The sequence below is a fragment of the Dactylosporangium vinaceum genome, assembly GCF_019904175.1.
GTDB classification, from domain to species: Bacteria; Actinomycetota; Actinomycetes; order Mycobacteriales; family Micromonosporaceae; genus Dactylosporangium; species Dactylosporangium vinaceum.
Genome location: NZ_CP061913.1, coordinates 1,316,747 through 1,334,841, shown reverse-complemented (window position 1 = coordinate 1,334,841; position 18,095 = coordinate 1,316,747). Strand labels below are relative to the sequence as shown.

The following is an 18,095-nucleotide window of genomic DNA, read 5'->3' as shown; positions in this document are numbered from 1 at the left end:
GGTCAGTCGAGGCCGTGCAGGCGGCGCAGGAACTCGTAGTTGGACGGCAGCGACGCCACGAGTTCGTCCTGCTGCTCGCGGATGCGCTCGAAGTGCGCCTCGGCCTTCTTGATCGCCTCGGGCTTGTGGGTGAGCGCCGGCAGCGCCCGCTCCGGCAGCACGTTCATGCCGGTGAAGATGCAGTAGTAGCTGCCGTTGGTCCAGAAGTTGTTGAACTCGGCCTCGAAGTTGCCGTAGTAGCCGCCCTCATCGGTGAGCGGCGGGTTGACCGGGATGCCGGCCTTGTACATCTCGAGCTTGGCCAGGAAGCTGTCGCTCAGCTTCAGCTCCTTGTTCGCCGCCCAGTAGGGGGTGTCGTTGCGCGGCGCGAAGTAGAAGTGGGCCTGGATGAAGTCGCGGGTGTCGTCGAACGTGGTCTCCATCTGGTGGTTGAACCGGTCGATGAGCCGCTTGTCGAACGTCCGGTCCGGGAAGTGCTTGGCCAGCTGGTAGAGCGCCGCGTAGGTGAAGTAGATGCCGGTGGACTCCAGCGGCTCCAGGAAGTTGGTGGACAGGCCGATGCCGACCACGTTCTTGACCCAGGCCCGGCGGTTGCGCCCCACCCGGAACTTCACCTGGTTGAGCGGCGCCGTCTCCGGGTCGAGGCCCCACAGGGCGCAGAAGTCCCGGGTGGCCTCGTCGCGCTTGGTGAACTGGCTGGAGAAGACGTAGCCGGAGCCGAACCGGCCAAGCATCGGGATCTTCCAGGTCCAGCCGCCCGGCATCGCGATCGACGAGGTGAACGGCTCCACCCCGTGGGTGGCGTCGTCGTGCGGCACCGCCGAGGCGACCGCGCTGTCGTTGGGCAGGTGGTCCTTCATGTCGATGAACGGCTCCTGCATGGCCTTGTTCATCAGCAGGCTGCGGAAGCCGGAGCAGTCGACGAACAGGTCGGCCGCGAGCGTGCGGCCGCCCTTGGTCTTCAGCGCCATGACGTAACCGCGGGCGTCCTGCACGACCTCGGTCATCTCGTCCTGGATGTGCACCACGCCGAGCTTGCCGGTGGCGTGCCGGCGCAGGTAGTCGGCGACCAGGGCGGCGTCGAAGTGCCAGGCGTAGTAGGTGGCGGGCGTGCCGTCGAGGTGCTTCGGCGAGCGCAGGGCGTCCATCATGGCCGGCTCGCGGTAGCACGAGTAGTCGAACGGCTCGTCGGTCTCGCCGTTGATCCGCTTGGACGCCCAGTAGTGCGACAGCGGGATCTCCTCCTCGCTCGGCAGCAGCCCGAACGGGTGGAAGAACTGGTCGGGGCGGCCCTCGAACAGCCGCGGCGTGGCCTGGCCGGCACCCGGCGTGCGCCAGTTGACGAACTTGACGGCCGTCTTGAAGGCGGCGTTGCACTCGCGCATCCACTCGTCCTCGGGGATGCCGAGGAAGTCGAACACGACCCGCTGCAGGTTCGGCACCGTGGCCTCACCGACGCCGATCCGGGGGATCGAGGGCGCCTCCAGGATCGTGACGTTCACCGTCTGCTGCAGGGCCTTGGCGAGGTAGGCGGCCGACATCCAGCCGGCCGTGCCGCCACCGAGGATGACGACGTTCTTGATCCGTTGGTCCATCGCTTACGCTCCCATCACGGACACGGTCACGCCGCGCGCTTCGGCACGAGGCGTACGGGCAGGTGGTTGAGTCCCCAGGTGAAGTTCGAGGCGTTGTAGCGCGGCGTGCCGCGAAGCTCGGCCCGGTCGACCCGGTCGATCAGCTCGGTCAGGAACGCGGCCAGCTCGATGCGGGCCAGCCGGGCGCCGAGGCAGAGGTGCCGCCCCGCGCCGAACGTGATGTGCCGGTTGGGGCTGCGGTCGAAGCGGAACTCGTCAGGCGCGTCGAACATCGACTCGTCGCGGTTGGCCGAGACGTTCCACAGCGTCACCCGCTCGCCGGCCCGGATCTGCTTCCCGCCGATCTCGGCGTTGCGGGTGGCGGTGCGCAGGGCGTGGACGCCGGGCACGGTCCAGCGCAGGATCTCCTCGACCGCGGCGGCGATCCCCTCCGGGCCGGCGGTGCGCAGCCGCGCCCACTGCTCCGGCCGCTCGATGAGGGCGAGCAGGCCCCCGGCTGTGGAGTATCGCGTGGTCTCGTTGGCCCCGGCCAGCACCCCGTTGCAGTTGAAGATGATCTCCTCGTCGGTGAGCAGGCGCTCCTCGCCGGGCACCTCCGACGCGCGGCGGGCCCGGGCGATCCGGCTGACGAAGTCGTCGCCGTCCCCGCCCCGGCGCTGGTGCACGAGGTCCTCGAAGTACAGGAAGATCTCGCCGTGGGCGCCGCTGCGGCGGACCTCGTCCTCGCCCTCGAACGCCTCTGTGGTGATCTGGCCGAGCCAGGCCCAGTCCTCGCGCGGCAGGTCCATCGCCGCGCAGACGACGTAGTTGGGCAGCAGCTTGGCGATCTCCAGGAAGTCGATGTCGCCGGTGACCACTGCCTCGTCCATCACCTCGGCGGCGACCCGGCGCACGGTGCGCTCCAGCCGGGGCAGCTCGCTCGGGCCGAACTCGCGGGACAGCACCCGCTTGAGGTGGGTGTGGTCGGGCGGGTCGGAGACGATCAGCATGCGCTGGGACACGGCCGCGACGGCGTCCGCGTTGCTGCCCAGGCGCATGCCGTACCGGGAGCTGAACCCCTCGTGGTCGGCGTACACGGCGGCGATGTCGGCGTATCGGGTGAGCGCCCAGAAGCCCGGACCATCCGCTTCCTCGTGCCAGTGCACCGGGTCGTTCTCGCGTAACCAGGCGAGGGCCGGCCAGAACTCGTTGCGCTCGAACATGGACTCGTCGGTGAGGTCGATTGTGGGGACGATGAGGGTCATCCGATGGTTCCCTTCGTCGCGACCGCGTCCCGGGCCCGGGCGGCCAGTATCGGCAGCACCGGCGCCGGGTCGTCGAGGCAGAAGTAGTGCCCGCCGGGGAAGCGGCGGGCGGTGAACCCGGCGCCGGCATAGCGGCGCCAGTCCGTCATGTCGGCCGGCGGCACCGTCGGGTCCGCCTCGGCCACCCAGGCCTCCAGCGGCACGTCGAGCGGCGCCAGGCCGGCGCCGGTGAAGCTCATCGACAGCCGGGCGTCGTGGCGCAGCACGGCCAGCATCAGCTCCCGGGTGTCCTCGTCGAGGTCGTCGGCCCCGAGGCCGCGGGTGTCGAGCAGGGTCGCGAGCTCGTCGTCGTCCTCGACCAGGCCGCGCCCGGCGCCGACCCACCGGTCCGGCGGCTTGCACGCGGCCACCACGAGCGCCTCCACCCGCTGCCCGCGCTCCCGCCGCAGCGTGCGGACCAGCTCCCAGCCGATGAGCGCGCCGAAGCTGTGCCCGAACACCACGATCGGGTGGTCGGCCGGCACGAGGGCGGCGACCTCGGCGGCGATCGCGGCCACCGCCGCGTCCATCGACTCGGCCGGCGGGTCGCTCCAGCGGGTCTCGCGCCCCGGCAGCTGCACGCCGGCCACCGCTACCGCGTCGCCGAGCGCGTGCTGCCAGGCCCGGAACTGCACGCAGCCGGCCCCGGCGGGCGGCAGGCAGACCAGCAGCGGGCGCTCGGCCGGCCGCGGGTGCCAGGCGACCAGCCAGGGGCCGGCCATCAGGCGTGCTCCGCCGCGACGGGCGCCGCGGTCACGGCCTGCGTGGCGAGCTGGTCCATCTCCCTGGCCAGCGAGGCCGCGGTGGGGTCGAGCAGCAGGTGGTGCACGGACAGCGGCAGCCCGGTGCTGCGCCGCAGCGCGCCCACGGCCCGGGCGGCCAGCAGGGAGTGCCCGCCGAGCTCGAAGAAGCTGGCGGTGACGTCCTCCACCGGCCGCTTGAGCAGCTCGGCCCAGGCCGCGCAGACCTGCCGCTCCCGGTCCGTGCTCGGGGCCTGACCGCCGGCCGCGGGGCCGCCGGTGCGCGCCAGGGCGCCCCGGTCGACCTTGCCCGTCGGTAAGCTCGGCAGCACCGCCACGACCGTCACGATCGCCGGGACCATGAAGTCCGGCAGCAGCATCGCGCAGCGGTGGCGCAGGCGCTCGGTGAGCTCGTGCGGCTCGGCGCCGGGCTCCAGGGTCACCCCGAGGCCGAGCGTGTCGCCGGTGGCGCTGGTGAACGCGGCCGCGGCCCGGACACCTGTCACCGACAGCGCGATCCGCTCGATCTCGCCCAGCTCGACCCGGTAGCCGCGGACCTTCACCTGGTCGTCGGCGCGGCCGCGAAACTCGTACTGCCCGTCGCGCCGGAAGCGGGCGAGGTCGCCGGTGCGGTACATGCGGCTGCCGTCGGCGGCGATGTGGTCGGGGACGAAGCGCTCCTCGGTCAGCTCCGGCCGGTTGCGGTAGCCCAGGGCCACCGCCGGGCCGCAGATGTACAGCTCGCCCTCGGTGCCGTGGGCGACCGGCGAGCGGTGCTCGTTGAGCACGCGCAGCCGGTAGCCGGGCAGCGGGCGGCCGATCGTCGTCAGGTCGTCGCCGCGGCGGCTGTCGGCGCACGTGGCGGCGATGGTGCCCTCGGTCGGCCCGTAGACGTTGAGCACCCGCGGCACGTCGGCGAGCCGGGCCACCAGCGACGGCGGGCAGGGCTCACCGGCGACGACGATCGCCTCGGCCGCCGGCACCCGCTCCAGCGCCGACAGCAGCGTCGGGGTGAGGCAGAGGACCCGCGGCTCGTGGACCTCGATCATCTCGGCCAGCCCGATCGCGTCCCGGGCGGCCAGGTCCACGATCGCCATCGTCTGGCCGTAGGTGAGGTACAGCATCGTGCACCACAGCCAGCCGTCGAAGGACGGGGAGACCGCGTTGACGCCGGTGCCGCCCGGGGGGAAGTCGAGCGTGCCGAGCGCGGTCAGGAACGTGTCCAGGTTGGCGTAGCTCACCTCGACGCCCTTGGGCCAGCCCGTGGTGCCCGAGGTGTAGACGATGTAGGCGCAGTCCTGCGGCCGCGGCACCGCCGGGATGAACGTCGAGGCGGGAAGCGACAGCTCGAGACCGCCGGGATCGATGAGCGTCGTCTTGGCCGGAATAGCGCCCGCGGGCACGTGGCCGGCCAGCACGATCCGGGCGCCGGCGTCGCGCAGCACCAGGTTGATCCGGTCGGCCGGGTGCCGCTCGTCGGCCAGGACCGCTGTCGCGCCGAGCCACCAGACGGCCAGCAGCGACGGCGTGCTCAGCCGTGACCGCCCGGTCAGCAGCGCCACCGCGGTGCCCGGGCCGACGCCCTCGGCCCGCAGCCGCTCGGCGATCGCCGCGGCCCGGTCGGCCAGCTCGTCGTAGGTGATCGCGCCGTCGGCGGCCGTCACCGCCGGGGTGCCGGCCTTCGTGCGGGCCCAGGTCGCGACCGCCTCGACGAGGTGGCCGGTCCCGGGCCGCGCCGTATCGGCGGCGGCGCCGCCTGCGGCCGGAGCTCTGGGCGGCACGGGGATCGATGTGGGAATGGGCATGGTGCCTTTCATCCGTCCTCCTCGGACACGCACGCGGTCATCGGGAAGCGCCGGCGACGCGCCACGACGAGTACTGCCGCAGCCCGTAGAGCAGCGGCGAGGGGCTCACGGCCGGCCCGGCGCCGCCCCAGCGGACCCGCATCACCCGGCCGAAGACCACCATGTGGTCGCCCACCCGGGTGGTGCCGGCGACGTCGCAGTCGGCGATGGCGTGGGCGTGCTCGGTCAGGTGCGGGCCGCCTGTCGAATCGTTGCGGCGCCAGGGGATCCGCTCGAAGCGGTCCGGGTCGCCGGAGGCGAAGAGCTCGGCGGCGGCCCGGCCCTCGTCGTGCAGCAGGTTGACGCTGAACGCGGCGCGGGCCCGCAGCGCGGCGAGCGTGGGGCTCGCGCTGCGCAGGCACACCAGCAGCGTCGGCGGGTCCGTCGCCACGCTCGACACCGACGAGCAGGTCAGGCCGAACGGCCGGCCGCCGGGGTCCACGGCCGTCACGATGGCCACGCCGCTGGGGAAGGTGCCCATGAACGCGCGGAAGTCGGCCGCGGTGACGCCGAGCCCCGCCGGTCCGGCGCCGGGCATCAGCTCCGGCCTTCCCCGTCGTCGCCGCCGCGCAGCCGCGGGCCGACCGGCTCGCTCGTCGCGTCGGGCAGCTGCATGGACTTGATCTCGCAGAAGCTCTCCAGGCCCTCGACGCCGCACTCGCGGCCGATGCCTGACTGCTTGTAGCCGCCGAACGGGGCGAGCAGGTTGAACGGGCCGCCGTTGACGTCGACCTGGCCGGTGCGGATCTGCCGGGCGACGGCCGTGGCCCGGTCGAGGTCGCCGCCCCAGACCGCGCCGTGCAGGCCGTAGGGGGTGTCGTTGGCGATGCGGACGGCGTCGGCCTGGTCGGAGTACGACATGATGGACAGCACCGGTCCGAAGATCTCCTCCCGGGCGATGGTCATCGACTCGCTGACGCCGGTGAACACCGTCGGGCGCACGTAGTAGCCGGTGTCCAGGCCCGCGACCGGCTCGGGACCGCCGGCGACAAGCCGGGCGCCCTCGGTGATGCCCTGGGTGATGTAGCCGCGGACCCGCTGCAGGGCGGCCGCGGAGACCAGCGGGCCGAGGTCGGTGCCGGGGTCGCGGGGCGGGCCGGGCCGATATCCGGCGGCGGCCTGCGCGGCCAGCTCGGCCGCCTCCTCCTGGCGCTCGGCCGGGACCAGCAGGCGGCTCCACTGCAGGCACGCCTGGCCGCTGTTGAAGCAGACCTGGTCGACGGTGGCCCGCACGGCCTGGGCGAGGTCGGCGTCGGCGAGGACGATGCTCGCGCTCTTACCCCCCAGCTCCAGGTGTACCCGCTTGAGCGCGCCGGCCCCCGCCTGCGCGACCTGGCGCCCGGCCCGGACCGAGCCGGTGAACGACACCAGATCGACGCCCGGGTCCGCGGTCAGGGCCGCGCCCACGACCGGACCCTCGCCGACGACGACGTTGAACACGCCCGGCGGCAGGTCGCACTCGGCCGTGATCTCGGCCAGCAGCAGCGAGTTGAGCGGGGTGAGCTCGCTCGGCTTGTGCACGACCGCGCAGCCGGCCATCAGTGCGGGCACGATCTTCTGCAGCGTCAGCAGCAGCGGCACGTTCCACGGCGTGATGGTCGCGACGACGCCCGCGGGCTCGCGCACCACGAGCGAGTTGCCGATCATGCGCTCGAACTCGAAGCGGCCGGCGATGTCCAGGTAGGAGGCGGCGATCCCGGTCGCGAGACCGACGTGGGCCCGGCGGGCCAGCAGCGACGGCGCGCCGACCTCGGCGGTGATGGTCTCGGCCAGCTCCTCCGCGCGCTCCTCCAGCCGCCGCACGAGCCGCTCCAGGAAGCGCAGCCGCTCGGCCAGCGGGGTGCGGGCCCAGCCGGGCGCCGCGGCCCGGGCGGCCCGCACGGCCCGGTGGGCGTCGGCGGCGGTCCCGGCCGGGACGGTGGCGAGCACCAGCTCGGTGCTGGGGTCGATCACGTCGATGCCGCCGGACGCGTCGGACCGCGCCCAGGCACCGCCGATCCAGTGTTGGGTGTGGGCCGCGCCGATGTCGAGTGTCGTCATGATGCCTTCCCCGCGAAGAATGTCGGTTGTTCCCTACTCGCCACGAAGGGTGGCGACGTGGTCGGCGAGCTGCTCGACCGTGGGGTGGGCGCAGAGGTCGGGCAGGCGCAGGCGGACGGCGAAGCGCCCGTTGACCGCCGCGATCATGCGCACCGCCAGCACGGAGTGGCCGCCGAGGTCGAAGAAGTTGTCGTTGGCCCCGACCCGCTCCAGGTGCAGCAGCTGCGACCAGACCTGGGCGATCGCCCGCTGGGCCGCGGTCGCGGGCTCGGCGTAGTCGGTGTCGAGGCCGTCGCGGAAGGCGCTGTCGGGGTCGGGCAGGGCCTGGTGGTCGACCTTGCCGTTGGCCAGCCGGGGCAGCCGGTCCAGCACCACGATGACGGCCGGCACCATGTAGTGCGGCAGCCGCTCGGTGACGTAGGTGCGCACGCCCGGGCCGGCGGCCCGGTCGCCGGCGCCGACGTAGGCGGCCAGCCGGGTGTCGCCGGGCTCGGGCTCGTAGGCCCGCACGACCGCCTCCCGGACCCCGGGCGCGGCGCTGACGGCCCGCTCGACCTCGCCGAGCTCGACCCGGAAGCCGCGCACCTTGACCTGCGAGTCGGAGCGGCCGAGCAGCTCCACGACGCCGTCGGCGCGGAAGCGGGCGAGGTCACCGGTGTCGTACAGGATCGGCTCCGGCTCCTCCGGCAGCGGGTTCGCCAGGAACTTCGCGGCGGTGAGCTCGGGCCGGTTGTGGTAGCCGGCGGCGAGGCCGGCCCCGGCGACGAAGAGCCGGCCCACGACGCCGGGCGGCACCGGGTGGCCGGCCGGGTCGAGCAGGTACACCCGCAGGTTGGCGATCGGCTTGCCGACCGGCACCGGGCGCACCGCCCGCACCGCGGCCGGGGTCGCCGCGGCCGTGTAGTCCTGGGCCAGCCCGAGGTCGAGGCAGGACAGCACGTTTGTGGTCTCGGTGGAGCCGTAGGTCATGACGACCCGGAAGGCGGTGTCGACCGGCGGCCAGCTGTGCACCCGCTCGGCGGTGGTGACGAGCACCCGCAGCCGCGCCGTGGCCGGCCACTCCAGGGCCCACACCCGCTCGGCCAGGGCGGCCACGAGCATCGTGTGCGTGACGCCCTCGTCGACGAGCCAGTCGCGCAGCTGCTCGGCGCTGCGGTTGGCCGCCTCGCCGACGTGGATGGCGACACCCAGCGCGAGGTACGGCATCCACTCCATCAGCTGCACCGCGAAGCCCGGCGTGGACAGCCAGGACGCGCGGTCGCCGGGGCGGACGCCGTAGGCCCTTCCCGTCCAGTGGACCAGGTTCGCGAGCGCGCGGTGGCGCTCCAGGACCGCCTTCGGCTCGCCGGTGGAGCCGGAGGTGTAGATCAGGTGGCTCACGGTGTCAGGCGTGATCGCGGCGAGCACCGGCTCGGCGGACGCGGCCGCGATCTCGGGCCCGTCCAGCACCAGCACCGGCGCGCCGGTCGTGGCCCGGGAGCGCAGTGCCGCGGTGGCCAGGACCGCTACCGGCTCGGCGTCACCGAGCATGAACTCGACCCGCGGGTCGGGGTTGACCGGGTCGATCGGCACCACGGCGGCGCCCGTCTTGAGCACGCCGATGGCCGCGATGACGAAGTCGGCGCTCGTCGGGCACAGCAGGGCGACCCGCTCGCCGGGCCCGGCCCCGAGGCCGATGACGGCGTTGGCGACCCGGTTGCTCCCGGTCTCCAGCTCGTCGAAGGTGACTGTGCGGTCCCCGTGGACCAGGGCCGTCTCCGCGCCCTGGGCGGCCACGCGGGCCCGCAGCAGCGTGAGGTAGCCGGCGTCGGACCAGTCGGCCTCGGTGGCGTTCCAGCCGGTCAGCATCAGCGCCCGCTCGGCCTCGCCGACCATCGGCAGCCGGCCGATCGGCCCGTCCTCGGCGGCCGCGGCCAGCAGGGCGAGATGCCCGGCCATCCGGACCGCGGTGCCGGCGTCCCAGCGGGCCGCGTTGGCCAGGAGGCGTACGGTGCCGTCCGCGATGGACAGCGCGATGTCCGCGTGCCCGGCCGCCTCCGGGCCGCCGACCGGCAGGCCGGCGAGGACGGGGCTGAACCAGGCCGGGCGCCCGGGCCCGGTGACCCGGTCGACCAGGCGGGTCGGCGGGGGCGGCACGGCCAGGCCGGTGGCGACCCGGGCGGCCAGGTCGGCGACGGTGTCGTCGGCGGCGACCGGGAAGGCGTGCACGACGACGGCGCCGTCGGCGTCGGCCGCGGCCAGCAGGTGCAGCTGCTCGGCCGCGGTGTAGCGGTGCAGCAGCGCCAGGAACACCCCCGACCACCAGTGCGCCGGGCGGCCGGCGGCAGGGCCGACGAGCGCCTCCCGGTGCACCCGGGCGAAGCCCTCGGGGCCGGGCCGGTCGACCGGCAGGCCGACGACGACGTCCTCGACGGCCGTCGACAGGCTCAGGTCAGGCATCGAAACCCTCCAGGATCCGCAGGACCGCGCACGAGTAGGTGAGGCCGGGGGCGGTGCCGATCATCAGCACGTGGTCACCCGGGCCGACCTGCCCGGACTGCAGCAGGTAGCGCAGCGAGATGGTGTGGTCGCCGGCACCCATGTGGCCGATCGTGCGGCCGTAGTCCCAGGTGGACATCGACAGCGGCAGGCCGAGCACGCCCATGAACTCGACCTCGGCCTCGTCCTGGGAGCTGTTGGTGATGACGACCTTCTTGACGTCGTCGAGCTGGATGCCGGCCTCGGCCAGGGTGCGCTCGACGCACTCCTGGGTCTTCTCGTGGAACGCCGCCGCGGCCTCCATGCCGGTGCCGTCGGCGAAGAGCTTGGTGCGGAACGCCTCCAGGCGCGCGGTGAAGTCGACGACGCGGCCGGTGGTGGCGCCCGGCGGGAACAGCGGCTCGCCGCAGCGGTGGATCTCCTCGACGTCCGGGATCGTGATCGAGCCGACCGACAGCAGCTTCGCGAAGCCGGGCCGCTTGCTGATGACGAGCGCGGCGGCCGCGTCGGCGGCGACGAAGCCGGGGCCGGGGTTCCACCGGTCCAGCAGCGGGGTGCCGAAGTTGTCGCTGGCGACGATCAGCGCCGCCTCGCGGCCCGGGTCGACGGCCAGGTAGCTGGCCGCGATCTCGAGGGCGCTGAAGGTGCCGTTGCAGCCGTGGCGCAGCTCGATCGCGAGCAGGTCGCCGCCGACCAGGTGGTGCTGCAGGTAGGCCTGGGGCTGCCAGCCGTCCGGGCCCTGGTGCCAGCAGTCGGTGTAGACGAGCAGATCCAGCGAGTGCGGGTCGCGCCCGCTGTGCTCGATGGCGTCGCGGGCCGCCCGCAGCGCCATTTCCGGCGCGGAGATGTCACCGGCGATGGTGCAGCCGGTCCAGCCGTACCGCTCGACGTCCTCGGCCGGGTAGAAACCCTGTCGGACGGCGGACTCGATGCTCACCGGCTCCGGCAGGAACACTCCGATGCCGTTGACGTACACGTCCTGCACGCGCATTGCCGCCTCCTCAGCTCTGGACTCGGCCGTGAGCCTGTCTGCGCGGACTTAAGGCGAACTAACGCTTTGCCAAGTCAGACGGCCTTTAGCGGGTGCTTGGGCCGCGCACCTAGCGTGTCGGGCGGCAACCGACTGCGCGGCAGAGGAGAAGGCATGAGCATCGATGGCAGCTACCGGCTCCAGGTCGAGACCGGCAAGGGCGTCAAGGACTGGCAGTTCGACATCACGGAGGCCGGGGCCGCGTTCAACGGCACCATGACGACCACGTCGGGCTCCATGGAGGTCGAGCAGGGCACCGTCGCGGGCAACGAGCTCACCTGGGTCTCGATGCTGGCCGCCCGGCCGATGAAGGTGAAGGTCCGGGGCAAGGCCACTGTGGACGGTGACGGCATCCGGGGCGAGCTCGACATGGGCGCGTACGGGCGGCGTGCTTTCAGCGGTTCCCGCGCCTGAGCGCACAGCGTGAAGGGCCGGCTCCCCGAGGGAGCCGGCCCTTTTTGCCTACCTGGCCTTCTGGAACGCTTCCCTGCGCTTGGCCAGCCACCCCTGCGGTGCGGGGCTCACGGGTATCGGCAGTGGCTCCCGGGCCCGCTGGGGCTGCGGCAGGAAGGCCAGCAGGACCACCGCGAGCAGGGCGATGCCCATGCCGGTGAGGAAGACCCGGTCGGTGGCGTACACGAGCGCGTCGATCGCGGCCGGGCGGATGCTCGCCGGCAGCTGGTGGATCTGGGTCGCGCTCACCTCGCCGCCGCCCGCGGCCGCGTCGGACGGAGCCCGGGAGGCGTAGGCGCGCACCAGGACGGTGCCGAGCACGGCGCTGCCGATCGCGCCGCCGAGCGTCTGGCTGAACCGGACGGCGGTGATCGCCACGCCGGTCTGCCCCTCGGGCGCGGTCAGCTGGACCGCTGTCACGGCCACACCGAGCACCTGGCCCAGTCCGGCGCCGAAGACGAACAGGTAGAGGTTGAGCGCGCCGGCCGACGTGTCCGCGTCGAGCCGGCTGAGCAGGCCCAGCCCGGCGGCGACGGTCAGCATGCCGGCCATCATCACGGGGCGGTACCGCTTCGAGCGCCCGACCAGCTTCCCGGCCACGATCGCCGAGGCGACCATGCCGATCGCCAGGGGGATGAGGTGCAGCCCGGCCCGGGTCGGCGCCACGTTCTGGGCGGCCTGGAGGTAGAGCGCCACGTAGACGACCGCGCCGATGGTCACCATGCCGGCCAGGAACTCGACCGGGCTGGCCACCCGGAAGACCCGGTTGCCGAACAGCGACAGCGGGAAGATGGGCTCCGGCGCCGTGAACCTCCGCAGCCGCGGGACGATGCCCTGGCGCAGCAGGAACGCCACGAGCAGCACCGCACCGGCCGCGCCGAGAAGCAGGATCGTGGCCGAGCCCCAGGCGTAGCGCCGCCCGCCCCACTCGGTGACCAGCAGCAGCGCGCTCGCGGCCCCGGCGATCAGGCCGGCGCCCGCGAAGTCGATCCGCTGGGAGGTCGCCCGGACCGGCAGGCGCAGGCAGGTGACGGCCAGGGCCCAGGAGACCACGCCGAGCGGCAGGTTGATGTAGAAGATCCAGCGCCACGAGAGGTGGTCGTTGATGAGCCCGCCGATCAGCGGGCCGACGACGATGCCGATGCCGGCCATGACGCCGCCCATCCCGGCGCCCGCCCCGGCGCCGCCGCCGCGGCCCTGGGCGTCGGCCTCCTTCGGCGGCCAGATGCTGACGACGACGAGCAGCGTGACGCTCATGAGCCCGCCGCCGCCGATGCCCTGCAGCGCCCGGAACGCGATCAGCTGGCCCATGTCCTGGCTCAGGCCGCAGAGCGCGGAGCCGGCCAGGAAGACGCCGAGCGCGAAGACGTAGATGCGCTTCGGGCCGAACAGGTCGGCCAGCTTGCCGTAGAGCGGCTGCACAACCGTGGCCGCGAGCGCGTAGGCGCTGATCAGCCAGGGCAGCCGCTCCAGGCCGTGGGCCGGGTCGAGGCTCTTGGCGATCGGCCAGACCGCGGTGGCGACGATGTTGGTGTCGATGATGCCGAGGATCATGGAGATGACGGCCCCGATGGTGGCCGCCCGGGCCTGCCAGACGCTCATGCCAACACCTCCGCAAGCTCCGGCGTCGGCCTGAGCTCCACCCTGTGCTTCTGATGACCGGCCACTCCGCTTCGCTCCGTACCGCTCATGCCAACACCTCCGCAAGCTCCGGCGTCGGCCTGAGCTCCACCCTGTGCTTCTGATGACCGGCCACTCCGCTTCGCTCCGTACCGCTCATGCCGTCGCCTCCGAGTGGATCATGTCTTCGATGGTGCGGACCACGTCGATGGGCGTGGGCTGGGCCTGGTTCTCCGCGCGCAGGGTGTCCGCCGCCTTGGCGTAGACCTCGTCGGCGAGGACGGTGGCCACGGCGTCGGCCACGGCCTGCGGGTCGAAGCTCGCGGCCGGCAGCGCGATCGCCGCGCCCGATGCGCCGAGCGCCTCCGCGTTGAGGCTGAGGCCGGGGTTGTAGGGGGCGATGACCTGCGGCACGCCGTGGCAGGCGGCGGTCAGTGCCGTGCCGGTGCCGCCGTGGTTCACCGCGACCGCGCAGCCGGGCATGAGGGCGTTGAGCGGCAGGTCCTGCACCACCCGCACCCGGTCCTGGGCGATGTCGAGCGCGGCCCGGTCGGCCGCGCGGACGGTCACGACGACCTCCACGTCGAGCCGGCCGATGGCCCGGGCGAGCGCCGCGACCGGGTGCTCGGCGGCCGTGTCGGTAAGTGTGTTGGCGGTGAGCCAGGAGATGACCACGCGCGGGCGCGACGGCGGGGCGAGCAGCCAGTCCGGAAGTGCGCCGGGGCCGTTGTAGCACATGTACCGGGCCGCGATCCGGTCCGGCACGCTCGCCGGCTGCAGGCTCGCCGGGCCGGGGTCGACGGTGGCGATCCCGTGCCGTTCGCGCGGCGTGACGCCGTGCTCGCGGTACAGCCGCAGCAGCTCCAGCGGCCAGCGTTCGAGCGGTGCGCCGTAGCCCGGAAACTTCGGCAGCGACGTGGGCTGCGGGCCCCACAGGTGGTGCACCAGTGGCGCGCCGGCCACGCCCGCGACGAGCGGGGCGACCATCGTGATCGGGTCGGACACCACCAGGTCGGGGGCCCAGTGCCGGGCCAGCCCGGTCAGGTCGGCGGCCATCGCGGCGGCCGCCCGCACGTGCGGCGCGGTGCGCAGCTCGGCGTAGCGGTGCCGGGCGGCCGGGGACATGGCGGACAGGTCACCGGTCGGGGCCGGGCCCTCCCCCGTCTCCGCGCGGACCTGGTCCGCGGCGGCGGTGATCCCACCCAGGAGGTCGTAGGCGGCGCCGACCGGCACCGCGGTCAGGCCGGTCGACACGACCGAGTCCACGACCGGCGGCTGGCCGGCGACGTAGACCTCGTGCCCGGCGCTTCGGAAGCCCCACGCGAGCGACACCATCGGATAGTGATGGCTCGACACCGCGGCGGGGATGAAGAGGACGCGCATCGCAGCTCCACTCTGGCCCGTCGGCCGGTCGCCGACACCCTGCCGGGACGACCTCACCGAGCGGGGCTAAAGGCGCCACTGGGCCGGGCTGAAACGCCCGCGCGTTAGCTCGTCTTTAGCGAGCTCACCGATGGTGGCCCGGTGCGACCCCCGGCCGCAAGGAGGCACCCATGTCGCAGCCTGTGAGGGCCGAGCCACCCCGCCCCGCGCCGCAGCGTCCCGCGGTCGTCGTGACCGGCGGCGGGACCGGCATCGGCCGGGCCACCGCGCACCTGTTCGCCAAGGAGGGCGCCGACGTCCTGGTCGTCGGCCGCCAGGCCGGTCCGCTGGAGGAGACCGCCGCCGGGCACCCGGCCGTGCGGACCTTCGTCCAGGACATCACTGCGCCGGGCGGGGCGGCCGCCGTTGTCGCGGCCGCGCTCGACGCGTTCGGCCGGATCGACGTGCTCGTCAACAACGCCGGGATCATCCGGCCCGCGATGCTTGGCGAGGTCGACTGGGACCGGGCGCACCGGCAGATCGCGACGAACCTGATCGCGCCGCTGTTCCTGGCCCAGGAGGCGTTTCCGCACATGCGGCCGGGCGCCGTGATCGTCAACGTGACCTCCAACCCGGCCGGCAAGGGGTGGCCGGGCAACTGCGTCTACGGCAGCACCAAGGTGGCCCTCGACTTCTTCACCAACACGTGGGCGGTCGAGCTCGGCGGGCGCGGCATCCGGGTGGTCTCCGTCGCGCCGGGGGTCACCGACACCCCGGTGCTCGTCCACGCCGACCTCCCGGCCGAGGAGCGGGCGGCGCGGCGCCGGCGGTACAACGCCCGCGTGCCGCTCGGGCGCACCGCCCAGCCGGAGGAGATCGCCTGGTGGATCGTGCAGGCGGCCCGGCCCGAGGCGTCGTACCTCACCGGCTCCGTCCTGCGCGTCGACGGCGGGATCGGCGTGTGCTGAGCGCATCCTTCGCCGACGTCGGGGTTCGCGGCGTCGGCTCGTACCTGCCCGCCGACGCCGTGAGCAACCGGGTGGTGGCCGCCCGCGCCGGGTGCACCGAGGAGTGGATCGTCCGCAAGACCGGCATCCGCTCGCGCCGCTACGCCGCGCCGGGCGAGGCCACCTCCGACCTGGCGGTCGAGGCGGCCCGCAACGCCCTGGCCGCGGCCGGGGTGCGCGCGGCGGCGCTCGAGTGGGTCGTCGTGGCCACCTCGACGCCCGACCATCCGCAGCCGCCGACGGCCAACCTGGTGCAGCACCGCATCGGCGCCCGGCGCGCGGCCGCGTTCGACCTCAACGCCGTGTGCTCCGGGTTCGTCTACGCGCTCGTGACCGGCGCGCGGCTGCTGAACCGGGGCGGGTTCGGGCTGGTGATCGGCGCGGACGTGTACTCCCGCATCATCGACCCGGCCGACCGGCGCACGGCCGTGCTCTTCGGCGACGGCGCGGGCGCGGTGGTGCTCGGCCCGGTGCGGCCGGGGTACGGGCTGCTCGGCTCCGACCTGACCGGCCACGGCGACGACCACGAGCTGATCCGGGTCCCGGCCGGCGGCAGCCGCCTGCCCGCGTCGGAGAAGACCGTCGCCGACCGCCGGCACCACTTCGAGATGGACGGCCGCGGGGTCCGCGAATTCGTGACCCGCGAGCTGCCCCCGGCCGTCGACCGGCTCCTGCGCGGCTGCGGCGTCGCCCGCGGCGACGTCGAGCACTTCGTCCCGCACCAGGCCAACGGCGTCATGCTCGACGAGGTCCGCCCGCTGCTGGGCCTGGACCGGGCGCGCATGCACGTGACCGTGGCCGAGCACGGCAACACCAGCGCCGCCTCGATCCCCCTGGCCCTGGACACGGCCTGGCGCCGCGGCGCCCTGGGCGACGGGGACCGCATCGTCCTGGCCGGCTTCGGCGGCGGCATGTCCGTCGGCACGGCCCTGCTGCGCTGGGACGGTTCATCCGCGCCAACCCCGTGATCCGAGAGGACCCTCGCCATGCAGACAGTCGCCGTCATCGGAGCCGGAACCGTCGGCGCGGCGCTGGCCGCCCGCTTCGCCGAGTCGGGCCTGCAGGTCATCGCGGTCGACCCCGACCCGGGCCCGCTCGGCCGGCTCGCCTTCGCCACCGCGGCCGCGCCGGGCCGGGTCCGCTGCACCGTGGACCTCAACCAGGTCGCCCCGGCCGAGCTGGTCGTCGAGGCGGTGCCGGAGCGGTTTGCGGTCAAGGCCTCGGTCCTGCGGACCGCGCACGCGCTCTGCCCACCGGCGACGGTCTTCGCCACGACCACGACGGCCCTGCCCCTGGCCCGCCTGGCCCTCGCCGGCGGCCGGCCCACGCGGACGCTCGGCCTGCACCCGGTCGGCCCGGTCCTCGAGCTGGCGGCCGGACCGCAGACCGGCCCCGAGGCGCTCACCTTGGTCCGCGCGGTGGCCGAGCGGATCGGCGCCGCGCTGCTGCCCGCGCCCGCGCGGCCGGGGCTGATCACCGGCGCGCTCACGATGGCCTATCTCAACAGCGCGCTGACGATGCTCGACCAGGGCTACGCCGACCGCGACGCCATCGACACCGCCATGATGCTGGGCTGCGGCCTGCCGATGGGGCCGCTCGCACAGCTCGACGCGATGGGTCCGCAGGTCGCCCTGGACACGCTGCGCGAGCTCTACGCGCAGACCTCGGACGACAGGTACGCGCCGCCTCCGCTGCTCAGCGAGCTGGTGGCGGCCGGCCGCGGTCTCCATCGCCAGGAGCGGCCCGACCTCGCCGAGCGGCCCGACGGGCCGCACGCGCGCGGGCCGGTCGGGGTGCTCGGGTCCGGGGTGATGGCGGCCGGGATCGCCGAGGTCTGCGCCCGGGCCGGCCACCCGACCGTGATCGTCGCCCGCACGGAGGTGAAGGCCAAGGAGGCCATCGCCGCCGTCGAGCGCTCCCTGGAGCACAGCGTGCGCAAGGGCAAGCTGACCCGGGCCGCGCTGGCCGAGATCGCGGGGCGGCTCAGCGGGGCGGCCGGGCCGGCGGCGCTCGCGCAGTGCGGCCTGGTCATCGAGGCGGTGGCCGAGGACGCGGCGGTCAAGCGGGAGCAGTTCCGGATGCTCGACCGGGTCTGCGCGCCGGGCACGGTCCTGGCCACGTCGACGTCGAGCCTGGCCGTGGCCGAGTGCGCCGCCGCGACCGGGCGCCCGCAGGACGTCATAGGCCTGCACTTCTTCAACCCGGCCCGGGTGATGCGGCTGGTCGAGGTGGCGAGCACCCCGCTGACCTCCGAAGCGACAAGGCGGGCGGCGCTGGCGTTCTGCGCGGGCGTGGGCAAACACGCGGTGCCGGTGCCCGACCGGACCGGCTTCATCGTGAACGCGCTGCTGCTGCCGTACCTCAACCACGCCGTCGGCCTGCTGGAGAGCGGCTGCACCTCGGCCGACGCCCTCGACGCCGCCGTGCGCGACGGGCTGGGCTGGCCGATGGGCCCGATCGAGCTGCTCGACGTGATCGGGCTGGACGTGGCCCTGGCGATCCAGGAGCGGCTGCACGCGGGGCTCGGCGGCGCCCACCTCGCCCCGGCGGCGACGCTGCGCGCGCTGGCCACCGCCGGGCACCTGGGCCGCAAGACCGGCCAGGGCTTCCGCCGCCACGACTGAGCCGGGATCGCGGCCCGCG

General features: G+C 74.0%; 14 protein-coding genes. 4 read left to right on the top strand and 10 right to left on the bottom strand.

Annotation, left to right across the window (positions count from 1 at the left end):
* Positions 1–2 precede the first annotated feature (2 nt).
* From Dvina_RS05855 to Dvina_RS05820, 8 genes are read right to left on the bottom strand one after another with little or no spacing between them, the layout of a single operon-like run.
* Positions 3–1,595, bottom strand: coding sequence for a tryptophan halogenase family protein (locus Dvina_RS05855; RefSeq protein ID WP_223101321.1), 1,593 nt, complete (start codon positions 1,593–1,595; stop codon positions 3–5).
* 26 nt (positions 1,596–1,621) lie between these two features.
* Positions 1,622–2,839: a cytochrome P450 gene (locus Dvina_RS05850; protein ID WP_223101320.1), complete on the bottom strand. Its 1,218-nt coding sequence runs from the start codon at positions 2,837–2,839 to the stop codon at positions 1,622–1,624.
* Entirely contained in the window at positions 2,836–3,600 is a 765-nt protein-coding gene (locus tag Dvina_RS05845) for a thioesterase II family protein (RefSeq protein WP_223101319.1), read from the bottom strand. The genes Dvina_RS05850 and Dvina_RS05845 overlap by 4 nt, the downstream gene beginning before the upstream one ends.
* Positions 3,600–5,423, bottom strand: coding sequence for a non-ribosomal peptide synthetase (locus tag Dvina_RS05840; RefSeq protein WP_223101318.1), 1,824 nt, complete (start codon positions 5,421–5,423; stop codon positions 3,600–3,602). Before Dvina_RS05840 ends, Dvina_RS05845 begins: the two co-directional genes overlap by 1 nt.
* A gap of 37 nt (positions 5,424–5,460) precedes the next feature.
* Positions 5,461–6,000: a flavin reductase family protein gene (locus tag Dvina_RS05835; RefSeq protein ID WP_223101317.1), complete on the bottom strand. Its 540-nt coding sequence runs from the start codon at positions 5,998–6,000 to the stop codon at positions 5,461–5,463.
* Positions 6,000–7,502 (bottom strand): aldehyde dehydrogenase family protein, encoded by a 1,503-nt coding sequence (locus Dvina_RS05830; protein ID WP_223101316.1) that lies wholly within the window; start codon positions 7,500–7,502, stop codon positions 6,000–6,002. The genes Dvina_RS05835 and Dvina_RS05830 overlap by 1 nt, the downstream gene beginning before the upstream one ends.
* A 33-nt stretch (positions 7,503–7,535) precedes the next feature.
* Positions 7,536–9,941 carry a non-ribosomal peptide synthetase gene (locus tag Dvina_RS05825; RefSeq protein WP_223101315.1) on the bottom strand — a complete coding sequence of 802 codons (2,406 nt, stop codon included), beginning with the start codon at positions 9,939–9,941 and terminating at the stop codon, positions 7,536–7,538.
* A complete protein-coding gene (locus tag Dvina_RS05820) occupies positions 9,934–10,971 on the bottom strand; it encodes a ketoacyl-ACP synthase III family protein (protein WP_223101314.1) in 1,038 nt (345 codons plus the stop codon). Before Dvina_RS05820 ends, Dvina_RS05825 begins: the two co-directional genes overlap by 8 nt.
* A gap of 153 nt (positions 10,972–11,124) precedes the next feature.
* Between Dvina_RS05820 and Dvina_RS05815 the strand changes: the two genes are divergently transcribed.
* Positions 11,125–11,424, top strand: a complete 300-nt coding sequence (locus tag Dvina_RS05815; RefSeq protein WP_223101313.1) for a hypothetical protein — start codon at positions 11,125–11,127, stop codon at positions 11,422–11,424.
* Positions 11,425–11,472: 48 nt separating this feature from the next.
* Here the strand turns inward: Dvina_RS05815 and Dvina_RS05810 are convergent, their stop codons facing one another.
* Together Dvina_RS05810 and Dvina_RS05805 are read right to left on the bottom strand one after the other, a co-directional pair.
* The gene (locus Dvina_RS05810) at positions 11,473–13,065 is read right to left on the bottom strand and encodes an MFS transporter (protein ID WP_223101312.1); all 1,593 of its coding nucleotides are present in this window, start codon (positions 13,063–13,065) and stop codon (positions 11,473–11,475) included.
* Between the two features lie 174 nt (positions 13,066–13,239).
* The gene (locus tag Dvina_RS05805) at positions 13,240–14,466 is read right to left on the bottom strand and encodes a nucleotide disphospho-sugar-binding domain-containing protein (protein ID WP_223101311.1); all 1,227 of its coding nucleotides are present in this window, start codon (positions 14,464–14,466) and stop codon (positions 13,240–13,242) included.
* 170 nt (positions 14,467–14,636) lie between these two features.
* Here Dvina_RS05805 and Dvina_RS05800 point away from each other — a divergent pair, with 170 nt between their 5' ends.
* From Dvina_RS05800 to Dvina_RS05790, 3 genes are read left to right on the top strand one after another with little or no spacing between them, the layout of a single operon-like run.
* Positions 14,637–15,413 carry an SDR family NAD(P)-dependent oxidoreductase gene (locus Dvina_RS05800; protein WP_223101310.1) on the top strand — a complete coding sequence of 259 codons (777 nt, stop codon included), beginning with the start codon at positions 14,637–14,639 and terminating at the stop codon, positions 15,411–15,413.
* A complete protein-coding gene (locus tag Dvina_RS05795; RefSeq protein ID WP_246656055.1) occupies positions 15,407–16,420 on the top strand; it encodes a 3-oxoacyl-ACP synthase III family protein in 1,014 nt (337 codons plus the stop codon). Before Dvina_RS05800 ends, Dvina_RS05795 begins: the two co-directional genes overlap by 7 nt.
* An 18-nt stretch (positions 16,421–16,438) precedes the next feature.
* A complete protein-coding gene (locus Dvina_RS05790) occupies positions 16,439–18,076 on the top strand; it encodes a 3-hydroxyacyl-CoA dehydrogenase family protein (RefSeq protein ID WP_223101309.1) in 1,638 nt (545 codons plus the stop codon).
* Positions 18,077–18,095 lie beyond the last annotated feature (19 nt).

Coding starts and splice junctions, on each gene's coding strand:
- Dvina_RS05855 (WP_223101321.1), bottom strand. CDS start 1,595: ATGGACCAACGGATCAAGAACGTCGTCATCCTCGGTGGCGGCACGGCC.
- Dvina_RS05850 (WP_223101320.1), bottom strand. CDS start 2,839: ATGACCCTCATCGTCCCCACAATCGACCTCACCGACGAGTCCATGTTC.
- Dvina_RS05845 (WP_223101319.1), bottom strand. CDS start 3,600: ATGGCCGGCCCCTGGCTGGTCGCCTGGCACCCGCGGCCGGCCGAGCGC.
- Dvina_RS05840 (WP_223101318.1), bottom strand. CDS start 5,423: ATGCCCATTCCCACATCGATCCCCGTGCCGCCCAGAGCTCCGGCCGCA.
- Dvina_RS05835 (WP_223101317.1), bottom strand. CDS start 6,000: ATGCCCGGCGCCGGACCGGCGGGGCTCGGCGTCACCGCGGCCGACTTC.
- Dvina_RS05830 (WP_223101316.1), bottom strand. CDS start 7,502: ATGACGACACTCGACATCGGCGCGGCCCACACCCAACACTGGATCGGC.
- Dvina_RS05825 (WP_223101315.1), bottom strand. CDS start 9,941: ATGCCTGACCTGAGCCTGTCGACGGCCGTCGAGGACGTCGTCGTCGGC.
- Dvina_RS05820 (WP_223101314.1), bottom strand. CDS start 10,971: ATGCGCGTGCAGGACGTGTACGTCAACGGCATCGGAGTGTTCCTGCCG.
- Dvina_RS05815 (WP_223101313.1), top strand. CDS start 11,125: ATGAGCATCGATGGCAGCTACCGGCTCCAGGTCGAGACCGGCAAGGGC.
- Dvina_RS05810 (WP_223101312.1), bottom strand. CDS start 13,065: ATGAGCGTCTGGCAGGCCCGGGCGGCCACCATCGGGGCCGTCATCTCC.
- Dvina_RS05805 (WP_223101311.1), bottom strand. CDS start 14,466: ATGCGCGTCCTCTTCATCCCCGCCGCGGTGTCGAGCCATCACTATCCG.
- Dvina_RS05800 (WP_223101310.1), top strand. CDS start 14,637: ATGTCGCAGCCTGTGAGGGCCGAGCCACCCCGCCCCGCGCCGCAGCGT.
- Dvina_RS05790 (WP_223101309.1), top strand. CDS start 16,439: ATGCAGACAGTCGCCGTCATCGGAGCCGGAACCGTCGGCGCGGCGCTG.